16 protein-coding genes and 1 tRNA gene are annotated in these 17,933 nt (G+C 73.6%); 15 read left to right on the top strand and 2 right to left on the bottom strand.

What is annotated here, in order from left to right; translation table 11 throughout:
* Positions 1 to 6 precede the first annotated feature (6 nt).
* Together NJC10_RS06500 and NJC10_RS06495 are read right to left on the bottom strand one after the other, a co-directional pair.
* Positions 7 to 1,164, bottom strand: a complete 1,158-nt coding sequence (locus NJC10_RS06500) for a hypothetical protein (RefSeq protein ID WP_319075356.1) — start codon at positions 1,162 to 1,164, stop codon at positions 7 to 9.
* 73 nt (positions 1,165 to 1,237) lie between these two features.
* Positions 1,238 to 1,313, bottom strand: a tRNA-Arg gene (locus NJC10_RS06495).
* 133 nt (positions 1,314 to 1,446) lie between these two features.
* Between NJC10_RS06495 and argS the strand changes: the two genes are divergently transcribed.
* The 15 genes from argS (at position 1,447) to NJC10_RS06420 (ending at position 17,846) form a co-directional block, all read left to right on the top strand.
* The gene (gene argS, locus NJC10_RS06490) at positions 1,447 to 3,117 is read left to right on the top strand and encodes an arginine--tRNA ligase (protein WP_319075355.1); all 1,671 of its coding nucleotides are present in this window, start codon (positions 1,447 to 1,449) and stop codon (positions 3,115 to 3,117) included.
* 8 nt (positions 3,118 to 3,125) lie between these two features.
* Complete coding sequence (gene lysA / locus NJC10_RS06485) at positions 3,126 to 4,613, top strand: diaminopimelate decarboxylase (RefSeq protein ID WP_319075354.1); 1,488 nt, start codon at positions 3,126 to 3,128, stop codon at positions 4,611 to 4,613.
* A complete protein-coding gene (locus NJC10_RS06480) occupies positions 4,610 to 5,950 on the top strand; it encodes a homoserine dehydrogenase (RefSeq protein WP_298712981.1) in 1,341 nt (446 codons plus the stop codon). Before lysA ends, NJC10_RS06480 begins: the two co-directional genes overlap by 4 nt.
* Positions 5,951 to 5,953: 3 nt before the next feature.
* Complete coding sequence (gene thrC / locus NJC10_RS06475) at positions 5,954 to 7,066, top strand: threonine synthase (protein WP_319075353.1); 1,113 nt, start codon at positions 5,954 to 5,956, stop codon at positions 7,064 to 7,066.
* 4 nt (positions 7,067 to 7,070) lie between these two features.
* On the top strand, positions 7,071 to 8,024 hold the full coding sequence (gene thrB, locus NJC10_RS06470; RefSeq protein WP_319075351.1) for a homoserine kinase: 954 nt from the start codon (positions 7,071 to 7,073) through the stop codon (positions 8,022 to 8,024).
* A 318-nt stretch (positions 8,025 to 8,342) separates the two neighbouring features.
* Positions 8,343 to 10,454: a transcription termination factor Rho gene (gene rho / locus NJC10_RS06465; RefSeq protein ID WP_319075350.1), complete on the top strand. Its 2,112-nt coding sequence runs from the start codon at positions 8,343 to 8,345 to the stop codon at positions 10,452 to 10,454.
* A gap of 131 nt (positions 10,455 to 10,585) precedes the next feature.
* Entirely contained in the window at positions 10,586 to 11,677 is a 1,092-nt protein-coding gene (gene prfA, locus NJC10_RS06460; RefSeq protein ID WP_298712992.1) for a peptide chain release factor 1, read from the top strand.
* The gene (locus NJC10_RS06455; protein WP_298984695.1) at positions 11,674 to 12,636 is read left to right on the top strand and encodes a N5-glutamine methyltransferase family protein; all 963 of its coding nucleotides are present in this window, start codon (positions 11,674 to 11,676) and stop codon (positions 12,634 to 12,636) included. Before prfA ends, NJC10_RS06455 begins: the two co-directional genes overlap by 4 nt.
* The gene (locus NJC10_RS06450) at positions 12,624 to 13,424 is read left to right on the top strand and encodes an L-threonylcarbamoyladenylate synthase (protein ID WP_248115167.1); all 801 of its coding nucleotides are present in this window, start codon (positions 12,624 to 12,626) and stop codon (positions 13,422 to 13,424) included. The genes NJC10_RS06455 and NJC10_RS06450 overlap by 13 nt, the downstream gene beginning before the upstream one ends.
* Positions 13,425 to 13,433: 9 nt before the next feature.
* Positions 13,434 to 14,552 (top strand): MraY family glycosyltransferase, encoded by a 1,119-nt coding sequence (locus tag NJC10_RS06445; protein ID WP_319075349.1) that lies wholly within the window; start codon positions 13,434 to 13,436, stop codon positions 14,550 to 14,552.
* Positions 14,549 to 14,980, top strand: coding sequence for a hypothetical protein (locus NJC10_RS06440; RefSeq protein WP_319075347.1), 432 nt, complete (start codon positions 14,549 to 14,551; stop codon positions 14,978 to 14,980). The genes NJC10_RS06445 and NJC10_RS06440 overlap by 4 nt, the downstream gene beginning before the upstream one ends.
* Positions 14,981 to 15,234: 254 nt before the next feature.
* A complete protein-coding gene (gene atpB, locus NJC10_RS06435; protein WP_319075346.1) occupies positions 15,235 to 16,035 on the top strand; it encodes a F0F1 ATP synthase subunit A in 801 nt (266 codons plus the stop codon).
* A gap of 146 nt (positions 16,036 to 16,181) precedes the next feature.
* Positions 16,182 to 16,391 (top strand): ATP synthase F0 subunit C, encoded by a 210-nt coding sequence (gene atpE, locus NJC10_RS06430; RefSeq protein WP_248115163.1) that lies wholly within the window; start codon positions 16,182 to 16,184, stop codon positions 16,389 to 16,391.
* Between the two features lie 88 nt (positions 16,392 to 16,479).
* Positions 16,480 to 17,034, top strand: coding sequence for a F0F1 ATP synthase subunit B (locus NJC10_RS06425; protein WP_248115162.1), 555 nt, complete (start codon positions 16,480 to 16,482; stop codon positions 17,032 to 17,034).
* Positions 17,031 to 17,846: a F0F1 ATP synthase subunit delta gene (locus NJC10_RS06420; protein WP_248137989.1), complete on the top strand. Its 816-nt coding sequence runs from the start codon at positions 17,031 to 17,033 to the stop codon at positions 17,844 to 17,846. The genes NJC10_RS06425 and NJC10_RS06420 overlap by 4 nt, the downstream gene beginning before the upstream one ends.
* The last annotated feature ends 87 nt before the right edge of the window (positions 17,847 to 17,933 follow it).

Below are 17,933 nucleotides of genomic sequence, written 5' to 3'. Positions count from 1 at the left end.
CGAGGCTCAGGTGCGGGCGGCCCGCGCCGCCCGGCGGCGGACCGTGGTCCGCTCGATGATCCCGGTGATGACGAGCATCACCACGATCACGATGCCCGCGTAGCCGAGCACGGGGTAGACGGTGCCCACGAGCTCGGAGAAGCCGACGCTCGAGAGCAGGGTGGCCGCGATCGCCGTCGCGACGGCGATCGCCCAGCCCGGCACGGCCTGGAGGCTGCTGAGCATCTTCAGGCGCTCCACGCCGCCGTACAGGCAGGAGACCGCCGTCGTGAACTGGGCGAGCAGGAGGATGACCGTGTACAGGAGGGCGGCCCAGCCGCCGATCATGGCGGCGAGCTCCACCATGGGAAGCTCGGCGCGGCCGATGAGGTCCGCGTGGGCGCTCATCGCGACCATGATCGCGCCGGCCATGACCACGAGTCCGATCGCCCCGAGCCCGGCGCCGGCGACGAGGGTGCGGCCGGACGAGGAGCTCTCCTTGCCGATCGGCGCCAGCACGGCGTAGGCGAGCTGGACGTTGAACGCCACGTAGAGGATGCCGGAGATCCACCACTGGTTGATCAGCGGCGACGAGGTCACCAGCGCGGCGACGTCGGCCACGGGGGGAGCGGGGTGCGCGAGCCCCCACCACGCGACGCCGACGGCGACGACGATGATCAGGGGCACCACGATCCCCTGGACCTTCACGAGTCCGCTGATGCCGGCCAGCACGGTGACGACGCAGACGCCCGCCATGAGCAGGGACCCCACGAGGTGCGGCAGGCCGAAGGAGGTCTGCACCGCCGCGCCGGCCCCGGCCAGCATGATCACGAGCGTGCCGAGCAGGGACGTGGTGATGCACAGGTCCGCGAACCACGTGGGGATGCGCGACGTCGTGGGGTTCACGAGCCGGTGGATGTCCGTGGTGCGCAGCGTCTGCGCCAGGCGCAGCACGATGGCCGAGAGCAGGAAGAAGAGGGCGCCCGCGATGATGAGCGCCCCCGTTCCGCCCCAGAGCCCGAAGCTCACGAAGTACTGCAGGATCTCGTTGCCGGAGGCGTAGCCGGCGCCGATCGTGGTGCCGATGAACGTGGCCGCGATCCCGAGCGCCGAGGTGGGGCGCAGGGCGGACGCGGGCTCCGACGTCGGGGTCGGGACTGGGCTGGCGGATGTGACCTGGGGCATTGCTCCAGGTTCTCACGATGCCGGCGGGGCGGGGACGACGACGGGCGGCCACCGTGTGGTGGCCGCCCGTGGCTGGTGCCCCCGATAGGATTCGAACCTACGACCTTCTGCTCCGGAGGCAGACGCTCTATCCCCTGAGCTACGGAGGCGGGGGTGCGCACGCGCGGCTGAGTCGATCGCGCGGCGGACTCCCCAACACTACACCATGGGTCCGGCCGGCCCGGCGGGTCTCCCGCCTTCACCCGCGCGGACGGCGCCCGCCGCCAAACTAGACTTGCCCGGGTGAAGCCCGAAGACCTCTCCGCCCTGCTGTCCGCTGTCCTCACCGACGCCGTCGATGCCGGTGACCTCCCCGCCGCGCTGCGGGAGGAGATCACCCCCGCGCGCGTGAAGGTGGAGCGACCCCGCAGCCGCGAGCACGGCGACTGGGCCACCAACGTCGCCCTCCAGCTGGGCAAGAAGGCCGGGATGGCCCCGCGGGAGTTCGCCGCCCTGCTCTCCGAGCGCCTCGCCGCCGCCGAGGGCATCGCCTCCGTGGACGTCGCCGGCCCGGGCTTCCTGAACATCACCCTGGACGCCGCCGCCGCGGGCGAGCTGGCCCGCCAGATCGTCGAGGCCGGCGAGTCCTACGGCCGGAACACGGCGCTGACCGGCCACGTGGTGAACATGGAGTTCGTCTCCGCCAATCCCACGGGCCCCCTGCACATCGGCCACACCCGCTGGGCCGCGCTCGGCGACGCGATCGCCCGCCTGCTGCGCGCCTCGGGCGCGGAGGTCACCGCCGAGTACTACGTCAACGACGCCGGCAACCAGATGAACGTCTTCGCCGACTCGGTCCTCGCGCGCCTCCACGGCCGCGACGTGCCGGAGGGCGGCTACCCGGGCGGCTACGTCAAGGACCTCGCCGACGCGGTCCTCACCGAGCACCCGGATGTGCGCGAGCTGACGGACGAGGCCGCTCGCCCCGTGGTCCGCGAGACCGCCTACCGGCTGCAGATGCAGGACATCAAGGACACCCTCACCGCGTTCGGCGTGCACTTCGACGTCTTCACCTCGGAGCGGACCCTCCACGAGTCCGGCGCCATCCAGTCCGCCGTCGCCCGTCTGCGCGAGCAGGGGCACATCGAGGACCGCGAGGGCGCCGTGTGGCTGAAGACCACCGACTTCGGCGACGACAAGGACCGCGTGCTCATCCGCGCGAACGGCGAGCCCACGTACTTCGCCGCCGACGCCGCCTACTACCTGGACAAGCGGGACCGCGGCTTCGAGGAGAAGGTCTACCTGCTCGGCGCCGACCACCACGGCTACGTGAACCGCCTCAAGGCGATCGCCTCCGCCGCCGGCGACGACGCCGCGAAGAACATCGAGATCCTCATCGGCCAGCTCATCTCGGTGAACGGAGCGAAGCTCTCCAAGCGCGCGGGCAACATCATCGAGCTCAAGGACCTCGTCGAGTGGCTCGGCAAGGACGCGCTGCGCTACGACCTGGCGCGCTACCCGGCCGACTCGCCCATCACGATCGACCCCGAGAAGCTGCGCTCGAACACCAACGACAACCCCGTGTACTACGTGCAGTACGCCCACGCCCGCACCCGCGGCGCGGCGCGCACGGCCGTGGCCCACGGCGTGGAGCGCACGGAGTTCGACGGCGCCCTGCTCACCCACGAGACCGAGTCCGAGCTCCTGGCCCAGCTGGCGGAGTTCCCCGCCGTCGTCGCGTCCGCGGCGCGCCTGCGGGAGCCGCACCGCGTGGCCCGGCACCTCGAGGTGATCGCCGGCGCGTACCACGCGTGGTACGCCGCGTGCCGGATCGTGCCGCTGCCCACCGACGACGGCACGCCCCGTCCCGTCGAGACGCTGAACCGCACCCGCCTGTGGCTGAACGACGCCACCACCACGGTGCTGGCCAACGGCCTCGGCCTGCTCGGCGTGTCCGCGCCGGAGACGATGTGAGCGCGCGGATGGCGACGACGAACGACGGCGCCTCCGCCGCCTCCCCGTTGGCCCCCGCCTGGCTGCCTGCGCCCGGGGATCCGGACCGCCTCGAGCCCGTCCTGTGGGCCGCCGGCGTGGACCGCGACGCCTCCGGCGAGCTGACGGTGCAGGGGATCGCCGCCTCGGCGCTCGCCGAGCAGTTCGGCACCCCGCTGCTCGTGATCGACGAGGACGACTTCCGTGCTCGCGCCCGCGCCTTCCGCGACGGCTTCGACGCCGCGTTCCGCGAGCTCTGCGGGGGAGCGGACGTGTACTACGCCGGCAAGTCCTTCCTCACGGTCTCCACCGCCCGGTGGGCCGCCGAGGAGGGGCTGCGCGTGGACACCGCCTCGGGCGGAGAGCTGGCCATCGCCCTGCGCGCCGGCGTCGACCCCGCGCACATCGGCCTGCACGGCAACAACAAGTCCGACGCCGAGCTGCGCCGTGCCCTCGAGGTCGGCGTGGGCCGGATCATCGTGGACTCGGTGGACGAGCTGACGCACCTCGCCGCGCTCGCGGAGGCCACGGGCCGCACCGCCCCGGTCATGCTGCGCCTGACGCCGGGCGTGCACGCCCACACGCACGACTTCATCGCCACCGCGCACGAGGACCAGAAGTTCGGCCTCTCGCTCGCCCCGTCCGTGCAGGACGCGGACGGCAACGCGGCCGGGCGCTCCCCGGCCGCCGTCGCCGTGGAGACCGCCCTGGCGGCGCCGGGCGTCGAGCTGCTGGGCGTGCACTGCCACATCGGCTCGCAGATCTTCGAGGCGGACGGCTTCGGCCTGGCCGCCGAGCGCGTGCTCGCGTTCCTGGCCGAGGTGAAGGAGCGCCACGGCGTGGAGCTGGGCGAGCTGGACCTCGGCGGCGGCCACGGCATCGCCTACACCGCGGTGGACTCCCCGCGCCCGGCCGCCGAGATCGCGAACGCCCTCGCGGCGGACGTGCAGAGGGCGGTGGAGCGCCTCGGCCTGGCGTGCCCGCGCATCTCGCTCGAGCCCGGCCGCGCGATCTCCGGGCCGGCGGGCCTGACGCTGTACACCGTGGGCGTGACCAAGACGGTGGACGCGGACGCCCCCGACGGCGGGACGGCCTCGCGCCGGTACGTCGCCGTCGACGGCGGCATGTCCGACAACCCGCGGCCCGTGCTCTACGACGCCGACTACACCGCAGTCTCGGCGCGCCGCACCTCGGAGGCCGAGCCGGTGCTCTCCCGCGTGGTGGGCAAGCACTGCGAGTCCGGCGACATCGTGGTGCGCGACGTCTACCTGCCGGCCGACCTGGGCCGCGGTGACCTGCTCGCCGTGCCCGCCACGGGCGCCTACACCCACGCGATGTCCTCGAACTACAACGCGCTGCCGCGCCCGGCGGTCGTCGCCGTGCGCGAGGGCGCCGCCCGGGTGATCATCCGGCGCGAGACCGAGGACGACCTCTTCGCCCGCGAGGCGGATCCCCACAACGAGGAGACCCGAGCATGACGAACCCTGCACAGGACGCCCCTGCGGCATCCGGCCCCGCCGCCCTCAAGGTCGCCCTGCTGGGCGGCGGCACCGTGGGCTCCCAGGCGGCGCGCATCCTGACCGAGGACGCCGAGGCGCTCCGCGACCGCGTGGGCGCCCCGCTCGAGCTCACCGGCATCGCGGTGCGCTCCCGCGGGGCCGAGCGCGACTGGCGGGCCGACCCGGCGCTGTACACCACGGACGCCGAGGCGCTCGTGGACGGCGCGGACATCGTGATCGAGCTGATGGGCGGCATCGAGCCCGCCCGCACCCTCATCCGCCGCGCCCTGGCCGCCGGCACCTCCGTGATCACGGGCAACAAGGCGCTGCTGGCCCAGCACGGCGAGGAGCTGTTCGCCCTGGCCTCCGAGACCGGCGCGCAGCTGAGCTTCGAGGCCGCCGTGGCCGGCGCCATCCCCATCCTCCGCCCCCTGCGCGACTCGCTCTCGGGCGACACCGTGACCCGCGTGATGGGCATCGCCAACGGCACCACGAACTTCATCCTGGACCGCATGGACACCGAGGGCGCGGACTTCGCGGACGCCCTCGCCGAGGCGCAGCGCCTGGGCTACGCGGAGGCGGACCCCACCGCCGACGTCGGCGGCCTCGACGCCGCCGCGAAGGCGGCGATCCTGGCCACGCTGTCCTTCGGCGCGCCCTACACGCTGGACGACGTCGCGGTGGAGGGCATCACCGCGATCACGGCGGAGGACAACGCGGCGGCCGCGGACGCCGGCTACGTCATCAAGCTGCTGGCGATCGCGGAGCGGGCCACCGCCGAGGACGGCACGTCCGGCGCCGTGCTGCGCGTGCATCCCACGCTCCTTCCCCGCGAGCACCCGCTCGCCTCCGTGCGGGGCGCGTACAACGCCGTGTTCGTGGAGGCGGAGAACGCCGGCCAGCTGATGTTCTACGGTCCCGGCGCGGGCGGGGCGCCCACCGCGTCCGCCGTGATGGGCGACGTCGTCTCGATCGCCCAGCGCATCGTGCGCGGGGGCCCGGCGCGGCTGCGCACCCCCGTCGCGCAGCTCCCCGCCCTCGACGCCGCCGAGGCCAGCACCTCCTGCATGGTGGTGCTGCACGTGGCGGACGAGCCCGGCGTGCTGCGGCGGGTGGCCGCGGTGTTCGAGGAGCACGGCGTGTCCCTCGAGACCCTGCGCCAGGTGCAGTCCGACCGCGCCGCCGCCCCGGGCGCCTCGCTGCGGCTCATCACCCACCGAGCGCGCCAGCGCGACCTCGACGCCACGGTGGACGCGCTCGCCGCCCTGGACGCCGTCCATGAGGTCGTCTCCGTCCTGAAAGTCGAAGGGAACTGAACCATGGCCCACCAGTGGCGCGGAGTCATCCGCGAGTACGCCGACCGCCTGCCCGTCACCGAGGACACCCGCGTCATCACGCTGGGGGAGGGCGGCACCCCGCTCATCCGCGCGCCGCACCTCTCCGCGCTCGTGGAGGGCGAGGTGCACGTCAAGTTCGAGGGCATGAACCCCACCGGGTCGTTCAAGGACCGCGGCATGACCATGGCCATCACCGCCGCCGTGGAGAACGGTGCGAAGGCGGTGGTGTGCGCGTCCACCGGCAACACCTCCGCCTCGGCCGCGGCCTACGCGGCCCAGGCCGGCATCACGTGCGCTGTCCTCGTGCCCGAGGGCCGGATCTCGATGGGCAAGATGTCCCAGGCCGTCGCGCACGGCGCCGAGCTCCTCCAGGTGCAGGGCAACTTCGACGACTGCCTCGACGTGGCCCGCAAGCTGTCCGAGAACTACCCCGTGTTCCTCGTGAACTCGGTGAACCCGGCGCGCATCGAGGGCCAGAAGACCGGTGCCTTCGAGGTCGTGGACTTCCTGGGCGACGCCCCGGACTACCATCTGCTGCCCGTCGGCAACGCCGGCAACATCACGGCGTACTGGAAGGGCTACCAGGAGTACGCCCGCCCCTACGTGAACCCGCACCCGGGCACCTCGGACGAGGAGCTGCCGGCCGTGGCCACGAAGACCCCGGTGATGTGGGGCTTCCAGGCCGCCGGCGCGGCCCCGATCGTGCTCGGCCACCCCGTCACCGATCCGGACACGATCGCCACCGCCATCCGCATCGGCAACCCCGCCTCGTGGGACATGGCCACGGCGGCGCGTGACGCCTCCGGCGGCCTGATCGACTCGGTCACGGACGAGGAGATCCTCGCGGCGCACCGCTGGCTGTCCTCGAAGGAGGGCGTCTTCGTGGAGCCGGCCTCCGCCGCGGGCGTCGCGGGCCTGCTCAAGCACCACGCCGCCGGGGACGTCCCCGCGGGCAAGACCTGGGTCATCACCGTGACGGGCCACGGCCTGAAGGACCCGCAGTGGGCCCTCAAGACGGCGGAGGGCGACGACATCACGCCCCGCTCGGTGCCGTTCGACGTCGTGACCGTGGCCGACGCCCTCGGGCTCGCCTGAGCGCATGGCTGCGCTGCGTGAGCTCCCCGTCGGTGCCGAGTCCGTCGTCGCGGTCCCGGCGACGTCGGCCAACATCGGTCCCGGCTTCGACTCCCTGGGCCTGGCCGTCGAGCTGAGGGACGAGGTCCGGCTGAGCGTCGTGGACGGCCCGGACCGGGCATCCGTGACGGGGGAGGGGGCGGGCACGCTCCCGACCGACGGGAGCCACCTGATCCTTCGCCTGGCCCACGAGCACCTCGGGCTCCGCGGCTTCCGGGCGCCGGGGCTGCGCCTGAGCGCCGTCAACCGGATCCCGCATGCGCGGGGGCTCGGGTCCTCGGCGGCGGCCGTGGTGGCGGCGTGCGTGGCGGCCGAGGCGCTGCTGCCGGAGGAGGAGCGGCTGCCCACCGCGGCGCTGCTGGACGCCACGGCCCGGCGAGAGGGACACCCGGACAACGTGGCGCCCGCCCTCGCGGGCGGCGCCTCCGTCTCATGGACGCGGGACGAGGGCGACGGCTTCGAGACGGCGCCCCTGACCCTGCACCCGGACCTCACTCCGGTCATCGCGATCCCGGACGTGCAGCTCTCCACGCGCGCCGCGCGCGCCGCGCTCCCCGCGACCGTGCCGCACGCGGTGGCGGCGGCGCAGGCGGGCCGTGCGGCGCTGCTCGTCCACGCGCTCGCCGCTGCGCCCGAACTGCTCCTGCCGGCGACGCGGGACTGGCTGCACCAGGACGCCCGCGCCGCGGCGATGCCGGACAGCGCGGCCCTCGTGGCCGGGCTGCGCGCCCGCGGCCACGCCGCGGTCGTCTCGGGGGCCGGTCCCACCGTGCTCGTCCTCGCCCACGGCGCTGGCGCCGGGGAGGAGGCGGCCGCCGCGGCCCGTGCGCTGACGGCGGAGACGGGCCGTGCGTGGCGCGTGCTGGTGCCGGGCGTGGCCACCGAGGGTGCTAGGGTGGAAGCACTCCACCGCGGCTGACCTGGCCGGCCCACGGCCTCGTCGCCGGTGCGGGATCCTCGTGAGGATCGCGCGCCAGCCCGCCGCCGGCTGAGTGGACGCGGCACCCCGCTTCCGTGGAATCCACGGAGCGCGTCGCCACCCCGCCTCCCGGCCCGGTCGAGTTCCGGCTCCTCCGCTCCGCCACGCAGTGACTGCGCGCGAGCCGGGGAGGGGCCACCCCAGGGAAGACCATCAGACCCGGTTCTCAGGGCACCACTGCGTGCCCGGCCGGACGCACACTGCAGCCTCACCGCGCACCGCGCCCCCGAAGCTGCTGTCGAGGGAGAAGGAACCTTCGTGACCGAATCCACGGAACAGTCCACGCCGACCACCGGCGGAGGCCTTGCCTCGCTGAAGCTCGCGCAGCTGCAGGCCCTGGCCTCGCAGCTCGGGATCACGGGCGGCTCGCGCATGCGCAAGTCGGACCTCGTGACCGCGATCTCCGACCATCAGCGCGGCGGCTCCGTCGCCGACCGCGATGCCGCGGCCCGCGCGGAGAAGCCGGTCGAGAAGCCCGCTGACACGCCGGCCGCCGCTCCCGCCGCCTCCGGCGACGCCGAGCAGGCCCCCGCCGAGCGTCCGGCCCGCCGCCGCTCCCGCCGCGCGGAGTCCTCGGGCTCCGTCGAGACGGCCCCCGTCGCCGAGCGCGCCGAGCAGGATGCCGTGGAGACCGCCCGTGGCGGCGACTCCCGCGGCGAGGACACCCGTGCCGACGACACCCGCGGCGATGACTCCCGCCAGGAGCGTCGGGGCCGTGGCCGCCGTCGCGCCGGGGACGAGGACGCCCGCGGCCGCTCCGAGGACGCCGACGCCGCCTCCGGCGAGGACCGCGCCGCCGAGCGCGGCGAGCAGGACTCCTCGGCCTCCGGCGAGGACGACCGCGGCGGGCGTGAGGGCACCCGCGAGGACTCCGGCCGCGGACGTGGCCGAGGCCGGGATCGTGACCGTGGCGGGGACCGCGAGCGCAACGACCGCGATCGTGACCGTGGCGGGGACCGCGAGCGCAACGACCGCGATCGTGACCGTGGCGGGGACCGCGATCGTGACCGCAGCAACGACCGGGATCGCAACGACCGTGGCGACGACGGCGGCCGCGACCGCTCCGAGGGCGGCTCCGGCCGTTCCCGCCGCGAGGACCGCAACGACGAGGGCGGGCGCCGCAATCGTCGCAATCGCAACGAGCGCGGCCGTGCCCGCCGGGGCCGCAACAACCCCGAGGTGGACGAGGTCGAGCTGGCCGAGGACGACGTCCTGCAGCCCGTGGCCGGCATCCTCGACGTGCTGGACAACTACGCGTTCGTGCGCACCTCGGGCTACCTGCCCGGCAACAACGACGTCTACGTCTCGCTGGCCATGGTCAAGCGCTACGGCCTGCGCAAGGGCGATGCCGTCGTAGGTGCGATCCGTGCCCCCCGCGAGGGCGAGAAGCCCTCGCAGAGCGTGAGCGGCAACCGCCAGAAGTTCCATGCGCTGGCCAAGATCACCACGGTGAACGGCGTGCCCGCCACGGAGAACCCGGACCGCGTGGAGTTCGCCAAGCTCGTGCCGCTCTACCCGCAGGAGCGCCTGCGCCTGGAGACGGACCACAAGCTCGTGGGCCCGCGCGTGATCGACCTGGTCAGCCCCATCGGCAAGGGCCAGCGCGGCCTCATCGTCTCCCCGCCCAAGGCGGGCAAGACCATGGTGCTGCAGTCGATCGCCAACGCGATCACCACGAACAACCCCGAGGTGCACCTCATGATGGTGCTCGTCGACGAGCGTCCCGAGGAGGTCACCGACATGCAGCGCTCGGTGGCCGGCGAGGTCATCGCCTCCACCTTCGACCGCCCGGCCGACGACCACACCACCGTGGCCGAGCTCGCCATCGAGCGCGCGAAGCGCCTCGTGGAGATGGGCCGCGACGTCGTCGTGCTCCTGGACTCCATGACCCGCCTGGGCCGCGCATACAACCTGGCGGCACCGGCCTCGGGCCGCATCCTCTCCGGCGGCGTGGACTCCTCCGCGCTGTACCCGCCGAAGAAGTTCTTCGGCGCCGCCCGCAACATCGAGAACGGCGGCTCGCTGACCATCCTGGCCACCGCGCTCGTCGAGACCGGCTCGCGCATGGACGAGGTGATCTTCGAGGAGTTCAAGGGCACCGGCAACATGGAGCTGCGCCTGTCCCGCCAGCTCGCCGAGCGCCGCATCTTCCCGGCCGTGGACGTCAACGCGTCCGGCACGCGCCGCGAGGAGGCCCTGCTCTCCGCCGAGGAGATCAAGATCATGTGGAAGCTGCGTCGTGTGCTCTCGGGCCTCGAGCAGCAGCAGGCCCTCGAGCTGCTGACCAACAAGATCAAGGACACCGCGTCCAATGCGGAGTTCCTCATGATGGTCTCCAAGAACACGCCCGGCGCCAAGGGCGACGACTGATCCCGGCGTGACCGCCTCGGCCCCGTCCCGCGACCTGACCGGCGCGGGGCGGGGCCGTCGTGGTGGGGCGCCGCGCCGGCCCCGAGGGACGACGGCGCCCCATCCTTCCGACGACGAGAGGCCTGACCGACGTGTTCGACTCCGTTCAGACGCTGCTGGACGAACACCGCGAGCTGACCCGCCGGCTCTCGGATCCCGCCGTGCACGCGGACGCGGCGCTCGCCCGACGCCTGGGCCGGCGCTTCGCCGAGCTCGGCGCGGTCGCCGCCGCGCACGAGGTGTGGACGGTCGCGGCGGCGGACCTCGCCGACGCGCGGGAGCTCGCGGGGGAGGGCGGCGACGACGCCGCGGCGTTCGCCGAGGAGCTCCCCGGCCTCGAGGCCGCCGAGGCGGAGGCCGCCGAGCGGCTGCGCCGACTGCTCATCCCGCGCGACCCGGACGACGCCCGCGACGTGATCCTGGAGATCAAGGGCGGCGAGGGCGGCGAGGAGGCGGCCCTCTTCGCCGGCGACCTGCTGCGCATGTACCTGCGCTACGCGGAGTCCCGCGGCTGGAAGGCCGAGGTCCTCTCCGCCACCCACTCGGACCTCGGCGGCTACAAGGACGTCCACGTGGCGATCCGCGGCAGTGCCACGGACCCGGCCGAGGGCGTCTACGCCCGGCTGAAGTTCGAGGGCGGCGTGCACCGGGTCCAGCGCGTGCCCGTCACCGAGTCGCAGGGGCGCATCCACACCTCCGCCGCCGGCGTCCTCGTGCTGCCCGAGGTGGACGCCCCGGATGAGGTCCAGATCGACCCGAACGACGTCAAGACGGACGTGTTCCGCTCCTCGGGCCCCGGTGGTCAGTCCGTGAACACCACGGACTCGGCGGTCCGGCTCACCCACGTGCCCACGGGCATCGTCGTCTCGATGCAGAACGAGAAGTCGCAGATCCAGAACCGCGAGGCGGCGCTGCGCGTGCTGCGCTCCCGGCTCCTCGAACGGCAGCGCGCGGAGCAGCAGGCCGAGGACTCCGCCGCGCGCGCCGCCCAGGTGCGCACGATGGACCGCTCAGAGCGGATCCGCACCTACAACTTCCCGGAGAACCGGATCGCCGACCACCGCACGGGGTACAAGGCGCACAACCTCGACGCCGTCCTCGACGGCCAGCTCGAGGCCGTCGTCGCCTCCTGCATCGCCCTCGACGAGGAGCGCCGTCTCGCCGCCCTGGGGGAGGGGGCGTGAGCACCGCGCCGCGCGACACGGGGGCGCTCCCCGAGTGGTCCGAGCTGCTGCGGGTCGCCGTCGCCCGTCTGGCCGAGGCCGGCGTCGAGGCCCCACGCGCCGACGCCGAGGCCCTCCTGGCCCCGGTGATGGAGGCCGACCGCGGCGTGGCCCTCGCCCGCGTCTTCGCCGGCGCGCGCCCGAGCGAGGACCAGGCCCGGCGCTTCGAGCTCGCCGTGGCCCGGCGCGTGCGGCGCGACCCGCTCCAGCACATCACCGGCGTGGCGCACTTCCACGGGGTGGACCTCGCGGTGGGTCCCGGCGTCTTCGTGCCGCGGCCGGAGACGGAGCTCCTCGCCGCCGAGGGCGTCCGCGCGCTCAGGGCCCTCGACCGCCCGGCCCGCGCGGTGGACCTGTGCACGGGCTCGGGCGCCCTCGCCGCCGCGCTCGCCGCGTGGGCCCGCGCGCACGGGCGGGACGTGGCGGTCACCGCCGTCGAGCTGGACGACGCCGCCCACGCGTGGGCGCGGCGCAACCTCGAGCCGTGGGGCGTGGACCTGCGCCACGAGGACGCGCTGCTGGCGGGGGAGGACCTGGCCGGCGTCGTGGACGTGGTCCTGTCCAACCCTCCCTACGTCCCGGAGGCGGAGCTCGCCGTGCAGCCCGAGGCGCTGGCGGACCCGCCCCGCGCGCTGTACGGGGGAGACGACCGTGGGCTGCGCCTCCCGCTGGGGATCGCCGGACGCGCGGCCGTCCTGCTGCGCCCGGGCGGCGTCTTCGCGATGGAGCACCACGAGACCCAGGGGGCCGCGCTGACGGCGGCCCTCCTCGACTCCGGGGCGTTCTCCGACGTGCGGGTCCACCAGGACCTGACCGGCCGTGACCGCTGGATCGGCGCCGTGCGCACGGACCGTCCCGCGGCGGGCGGGGCGAGCCGGGGCCCGTCCCGCGGGACAGTAGTGGAAGAATGGGCGCCGTGAGTGAGTTCTTCGACGTCTCCGACCCCGCCGCGCTGGAACAGGGCATCGCCCGGGCCCGCGAGGTCCTCGCCGACCGCGCGTGTGTGGTCCTGCCCACGGACACCGTGTACGGGATCGGCGCGGACGCCTTCTCCCCCCTGGCCGTGGCCGTGCTGCTCGCCGCCAAGGGCCGGGGGCGCACCATGCCGCCGCCCGTGCTCATCGCGGACGCCAAGGTGATGGCGGGGCTGGCCTACGACGTCCCCGCGGAGGCCGAGGAGCTCGCCGATCGCTTCTGGCCCGGCGCCCTCACCCTGATCCTGAAGTCCCAGCCCACCCTGACGTGGGACCTGGGGGAGACACGCGGCACCGTGGCACTGCGCGTGCCGGACGACGCCGTCACCCGCGAGCTGCTCTACGCCGTGGGGCCCATGGCGGTCTCGAGCGCCAACCGCACCGGCCTGCCCGCGGCCACCACGGCGGTGGCCGCGCAGGAGATGCTCGGGGAGTCCGTCGCGCTGTACCTGGATGCGGGGGACCGCGCCGAGCAGGCGCCGTCCACGATCGTGGACTGCACCGTGACCCCGTTCCGCGTGGCCCGGCAGGGCGCCGTCCCGCTCGAGGAGCTGCGCGAGATCGTGCCGGACCTGCTGGCGGAGGGCGAGGAGCCGCCCGTCCCGGAGGCCATGCTGACGCCGCAGGGCACCGGCGGCGCCGACGGCCCTGCGACGACCGCCGCCGAGGTCGAATCGGCCGAGCCCGCGCCGACCGCCGCCGAGCCCGGGGCGTCCGACACCCGCGAGGCCTGAGCCCCGCCCATGCGCGCCTACCTCCTCGTGGTGGTGGTCACCGCCGTCGCGTGCGCAGCACTGACGCCGCTCGTGCGCCGCGTGGGCACCGCGGCGCACGTGTACACGCCCGCCCGCCAGCGGGACATGCACCGTGCCCCCGTGCCCAAGCTGGGCGGCGTGGCGATGGCGGCCGCGGTGCTGATCGGCCTCGCGACGGCCGGCACCGTCCCCTTCTTCCACGGCATCTTCACCGACGATGCCGCCGTGCGCGGACTGCTCGTCGCGGTGGGGATCGTGATCCTCGTGGGCATGGCCGACGACCTGTGGGACCTGCGCTGGTGGATCAAGCTGCTCGGCCAGTGCGCCGCGGCCCTCGCCGTGGCGTTCGGAGGGATCCGGATCGAGGCCATGCCGGTGGGATGGATCCCCGTGGGCAGTCCGACGGTCCAGGTCGGGCTCACGGTGTTCGCCATCGTGCTCACCATGAACGCCATCAACTTCGTGGACGGGCTGGACGGGCTGGCCGCCGGGATGGCCCTCATCGGCGGGTCGGCGTTCTTCGTCTACTCCTACCTGCTCACGCGCACGATCGACCAGTTCGACTACTCGAACCTCGCCACGCTGCTGATGGCCCTGTTGATCGGCACGTGCATCGGCTTCCTGCCGTCCAACCACCATCCGGCCCGCATCTTCATGGGCGAGGTGGGCGTGCTGCTGCTCGGCCTGCTCATGGCCTCGGCCGCCGTCGCCGTGACCGCGGACCTCGACTCCCTGGCCGGGCTCCGCTTCCGCAACGTGCCGGCCTACATGCCCATCCTCCTGCCGCTCGCCGTGCTGGCCCTGCCGCTGGCCGACCTCGTGCTCGCCGTGCTGCGCCGCACGGCCCGCGGCACGAGCCCCTTCTCCGCGGACCGCGGCCACCTGCACCACAAGCTGGTGGACGGGGGGTACACGCACGCGCAGGCGGTCTGGCTGCTGTGGCTGTGGGCCTTCCTCGTGGCCTGGGGCGTGGTGTCCCTCAACTTCGTGGACGACGCGATCGTCCTCCCCGTGCTCGCCCTCGCGCTCGCCGCAGCCGGGTGGCTCACGCTGCGGCCCCTCGCGCGCCGTCGTCGTGACGCCCGCCCCGACCAGGAGGTCCGATGACCGCCCGCACCGCCCGACCACGCCGCCGCTGGGAGAACCGCGCGGGGTGGTGGGGGATCCTCTGGTGGAGCGTGTGCGGCGCCGGCGCCGCCCTCGCGCTGACCGCGCTCGCGTTCCTGACCCTCTCCGGGCCCGGCGGCGTGCCCTCTGTCCTCACCGGCGGGGGGATCGTGCTGGCGCTCTCCGCGGTCACCGGCGCGACGACGGCGCTCGCGTGGGACCACGCCCGCGAGGCCGTGCTCCCGGTGAGCATCGGGATGTTCGTGGTGAAGATCGCCGTGTTCGGCATCCTGGTCGGGATGGCGCCGCGGCCGGGGTGGCTCGAGGCGACGCCGGCCGCCGTCGCCGCCCTCGTGGTGATCGTGGCGTGGCAGGCCGCCGAGGTGCTCGTCTTCGCCCGCACGCGCCGCTCCATCTACGCGGACTGAGCCGCGGCGCCTCCGGCCGTCCGCCCGCCGCGGAGGGCGCGATCGACGGTGCATGACGCCTGGCCAGCGGGCCGCGTGTGCGGTACGGAACAAGGGCCGCCGTTTGGTATCGTTGCCAGCGAACACTTCGACGGCATGTTCGTGCCGCCTCTCGCCTCCGGCACCGCCTCTCAGCCCCGCATCGACGCGGGTCTCGAGCGCGGCACGGGGCGATGCCGCCGTCCAGTCGACGCATCACTTCGGAGAGGAACCGCGTGCTACCCCTCGTGCTGGCCACCAAGGAATTCGTGCCCCCGTCCATCAGTGACGGCCACCTCCCGGAGATCTTCCCGTGGATGGGTCACTACGGCACGGGCTTCGGCAAGCAGATGCTGCTCGTCCTCCTGAGCGTCGTCCTCATCACGAGCTTCTTCGCGTGGGCGATGCGCCGCCCGAAGCTGGTGCCGGGCAAGGCCCAGTGGCTCGCCGAGTCGGGCTACTCCTTCGTGCGCAACTCCATCGCCAAGGACATCCTGGGGGAGAAGCACTTCAAGCAGTGGGTGCCCCTGCTGTTCGCCCTCTTCTTCTTCGTGCTGGTGAACAACCTGTTCGGCGCCATCCCGCTGCTGCAGCTGCCCTCCTTCTCCCACGCCGGCGCCGCCTACGGCCTCGCGCTCATCGTCTATGTGATCTGGATCGGCGTCGGCCTGCGCCACCACGGCCCGCGCTACCTCAAGCTCGCCGTGGTCCCCAGCGGCGTGCCGGGCTGGATCCTCCCGCTGCTCGTGCCGCTCGAGTTCATCTCCAACTTCCTCGTGCGTCCGCTGACCCACTCCCTGCGTCTGATGGCGACGATGCTCGCCGGCCACATGATCGTCATGCTCGCCGGCGCGGGCGCCGCCTTCCTGATCACGCAGACGCACAACCTCGCGCTGCAGGGGACCGGCATCCTCGTGATCCTCGGCTCCGTGGCCCTCTACTTCCTGGAGCTGCTCATCATGTACCTCCAGGCGTTCGTGTTCACGCTCCTCACCGCCATCTACGTGCAGGGCGCGATCGACGCGAACGACCACTGACCAGCCGGGCGGCGACCTCATCCGAGATCGTCGCCACGGTCCGGCGGTTCGCCGCCACCCGACCACTCGGAGCGCCCCACGGGCGCCGCCCGGGCGGACTTACCTCCACAACCCTGCCGGCTCCCCGGCACCGTGAAAGGAACACCATGGAAATCTCGGGCTCCCTCAACCTCATCGGCTACGGCCTGGCCGCCATCGGCTCCGCCATCGGCGTGGGCCTCATCTTCTCCGCCTACATCAACGGCGTCGCCCGTCAGCCCGAGGCCCAGCGCATCCTGCAGCCGATCGCGCTGCTCGGCTTCGCCCTCGCCGAGGCCCTCGCCATCCTGGGCCTGGTCTTCGCGTTCGTCCTCTGATCCCCTGCACCGCACGGGGCGGGACGCCGTGTCCACGTCGTCCGCACCTCACGCCCTGTAGGACACACGACCGAAGGATGGTTGAAACATGATCAGCAATGGACTGATCCTCGCGGCGGCCGAGGGGGCCAACCCCCTGATCCCCAATCCGTGGGAGATCCTCGTCGTCGCGGTGGGCTTCGCCCTGCTCATGTTCATCGTCATCAAGTTCATCGTCCCGACCCTCGAGAAGTCCTACACGGACCGCGTCGAGGCGATCGAGGGCGGTCTCGCCAAGGCCGAGAAGGCCCAGGCTGAGGCGAACGCGATGATGGCGGACTACGAGTCCCAGCTGGCGGACGCCCGCACCGAGGCGAACCGCATCCGCGAGGAGGCTCGCACCGAGGCCACCCAGATCGTGGCCGAGGCCCGCGAGCGTGCCGTCGCCGAGGCGAACCGCGTCTCCGAGCAGGCCCAGGCCCACATCGCCGCGGAGCGCGCCCAGGCCGCGACGCAGCTCAAGGGCGAGGTCGGCACGCTGGCCACGACGCTCGCGAGCAAGATCGTGGGCGAGTCCCTGAACGACGATGCGCGCGCGCAGCGCGTGGTCGACCGCTTCCTGGCTGATCTCGATCGGCACCAGAGCGCGGGTGTGGCCGAATGATGACGGGTGCATCGAGGGACTCCCTGACCGCCTCTCTGCAGGCTGTCGGTCCGGTGCTGGACGAGGGCGGCGTCGCCCTGGCACGCGAGCTGTTCAGCGCGCTGGACGTCGTGGACGAGCAGGGGGCGCTGCGGCGTGCCCTGACCGACCCCGCCTGGAGCACCGAGCGCCGTCACGGCCTCGTGGACTCCCTGTTCGGCACCCGGGCGACCCCCGGTGCTCTGCAGGTCCTCAAGGACCTGGCCGGCCGCCGCTGGTCGGCGGAACGTGACTTCGGCGATGCGCTGGAGACGGTGGCCGCGCATGCCGCGGCCGCCGAGTCCGCGCGTGGCGGCCATGACGGCCTGTCCGCCCTCTCGGGCGAGCTGCTGGCCTTCAACCGCCTCACCGAGGAGTCGCACGAGGTGCAGCGCGCACTGACCGACCGGCAGGCCCCCGTCGAGGCGCGGGCCGCGCTGGCCCGTCGCCTGCTGGGCAGCACCGCCAGCCCGGCCGGGCAGCTGCTCGTCGAGCGCGCCGTCACGGTTCCCCGTGGCGTCAAGCCCTCCGTGGCCGTCCGCGCGCACGCGGACGTCGTCGCCGAGCGTCAGCGCCAGTGGATCGCCGAGGTGACGGTCGCCCGTCCCCTGGGGCAGGTCCAGCAGGAGCGGCTCGCAGACGGGCTGCGCCGGACCTTCGGCCGCGACCTCGTCGTAGACGTCACGGTCGACCCCGCCGTGGTGGGGGGCATCCGGGTCCAGGTGGGCGACGACGTGATCGACGCCTCCGTGGCCAGCCGTCTCAACGACCTCCAGCGCCGGATGGCCGGCTGACCCCTCGGTCGGCCCCGGACGCACCGCAGAACACACCACCGCATCATCGTCACGTCGATGATCACCAAGCACAGAGAGCAGGGACTG

This window comes from Micrococcus sp. M4NT, from assembly GCF_033790745.1.
Lineage (GTDB): Bacteria > Actinomycetota > Actinomycetes > Actinomycetales > Micrococcaceae > Micrococcus.
Note: the sequence above shows the minus strand (reverse complement) of the source record. Positions and strands in the feature narration are given on the sequence as shown.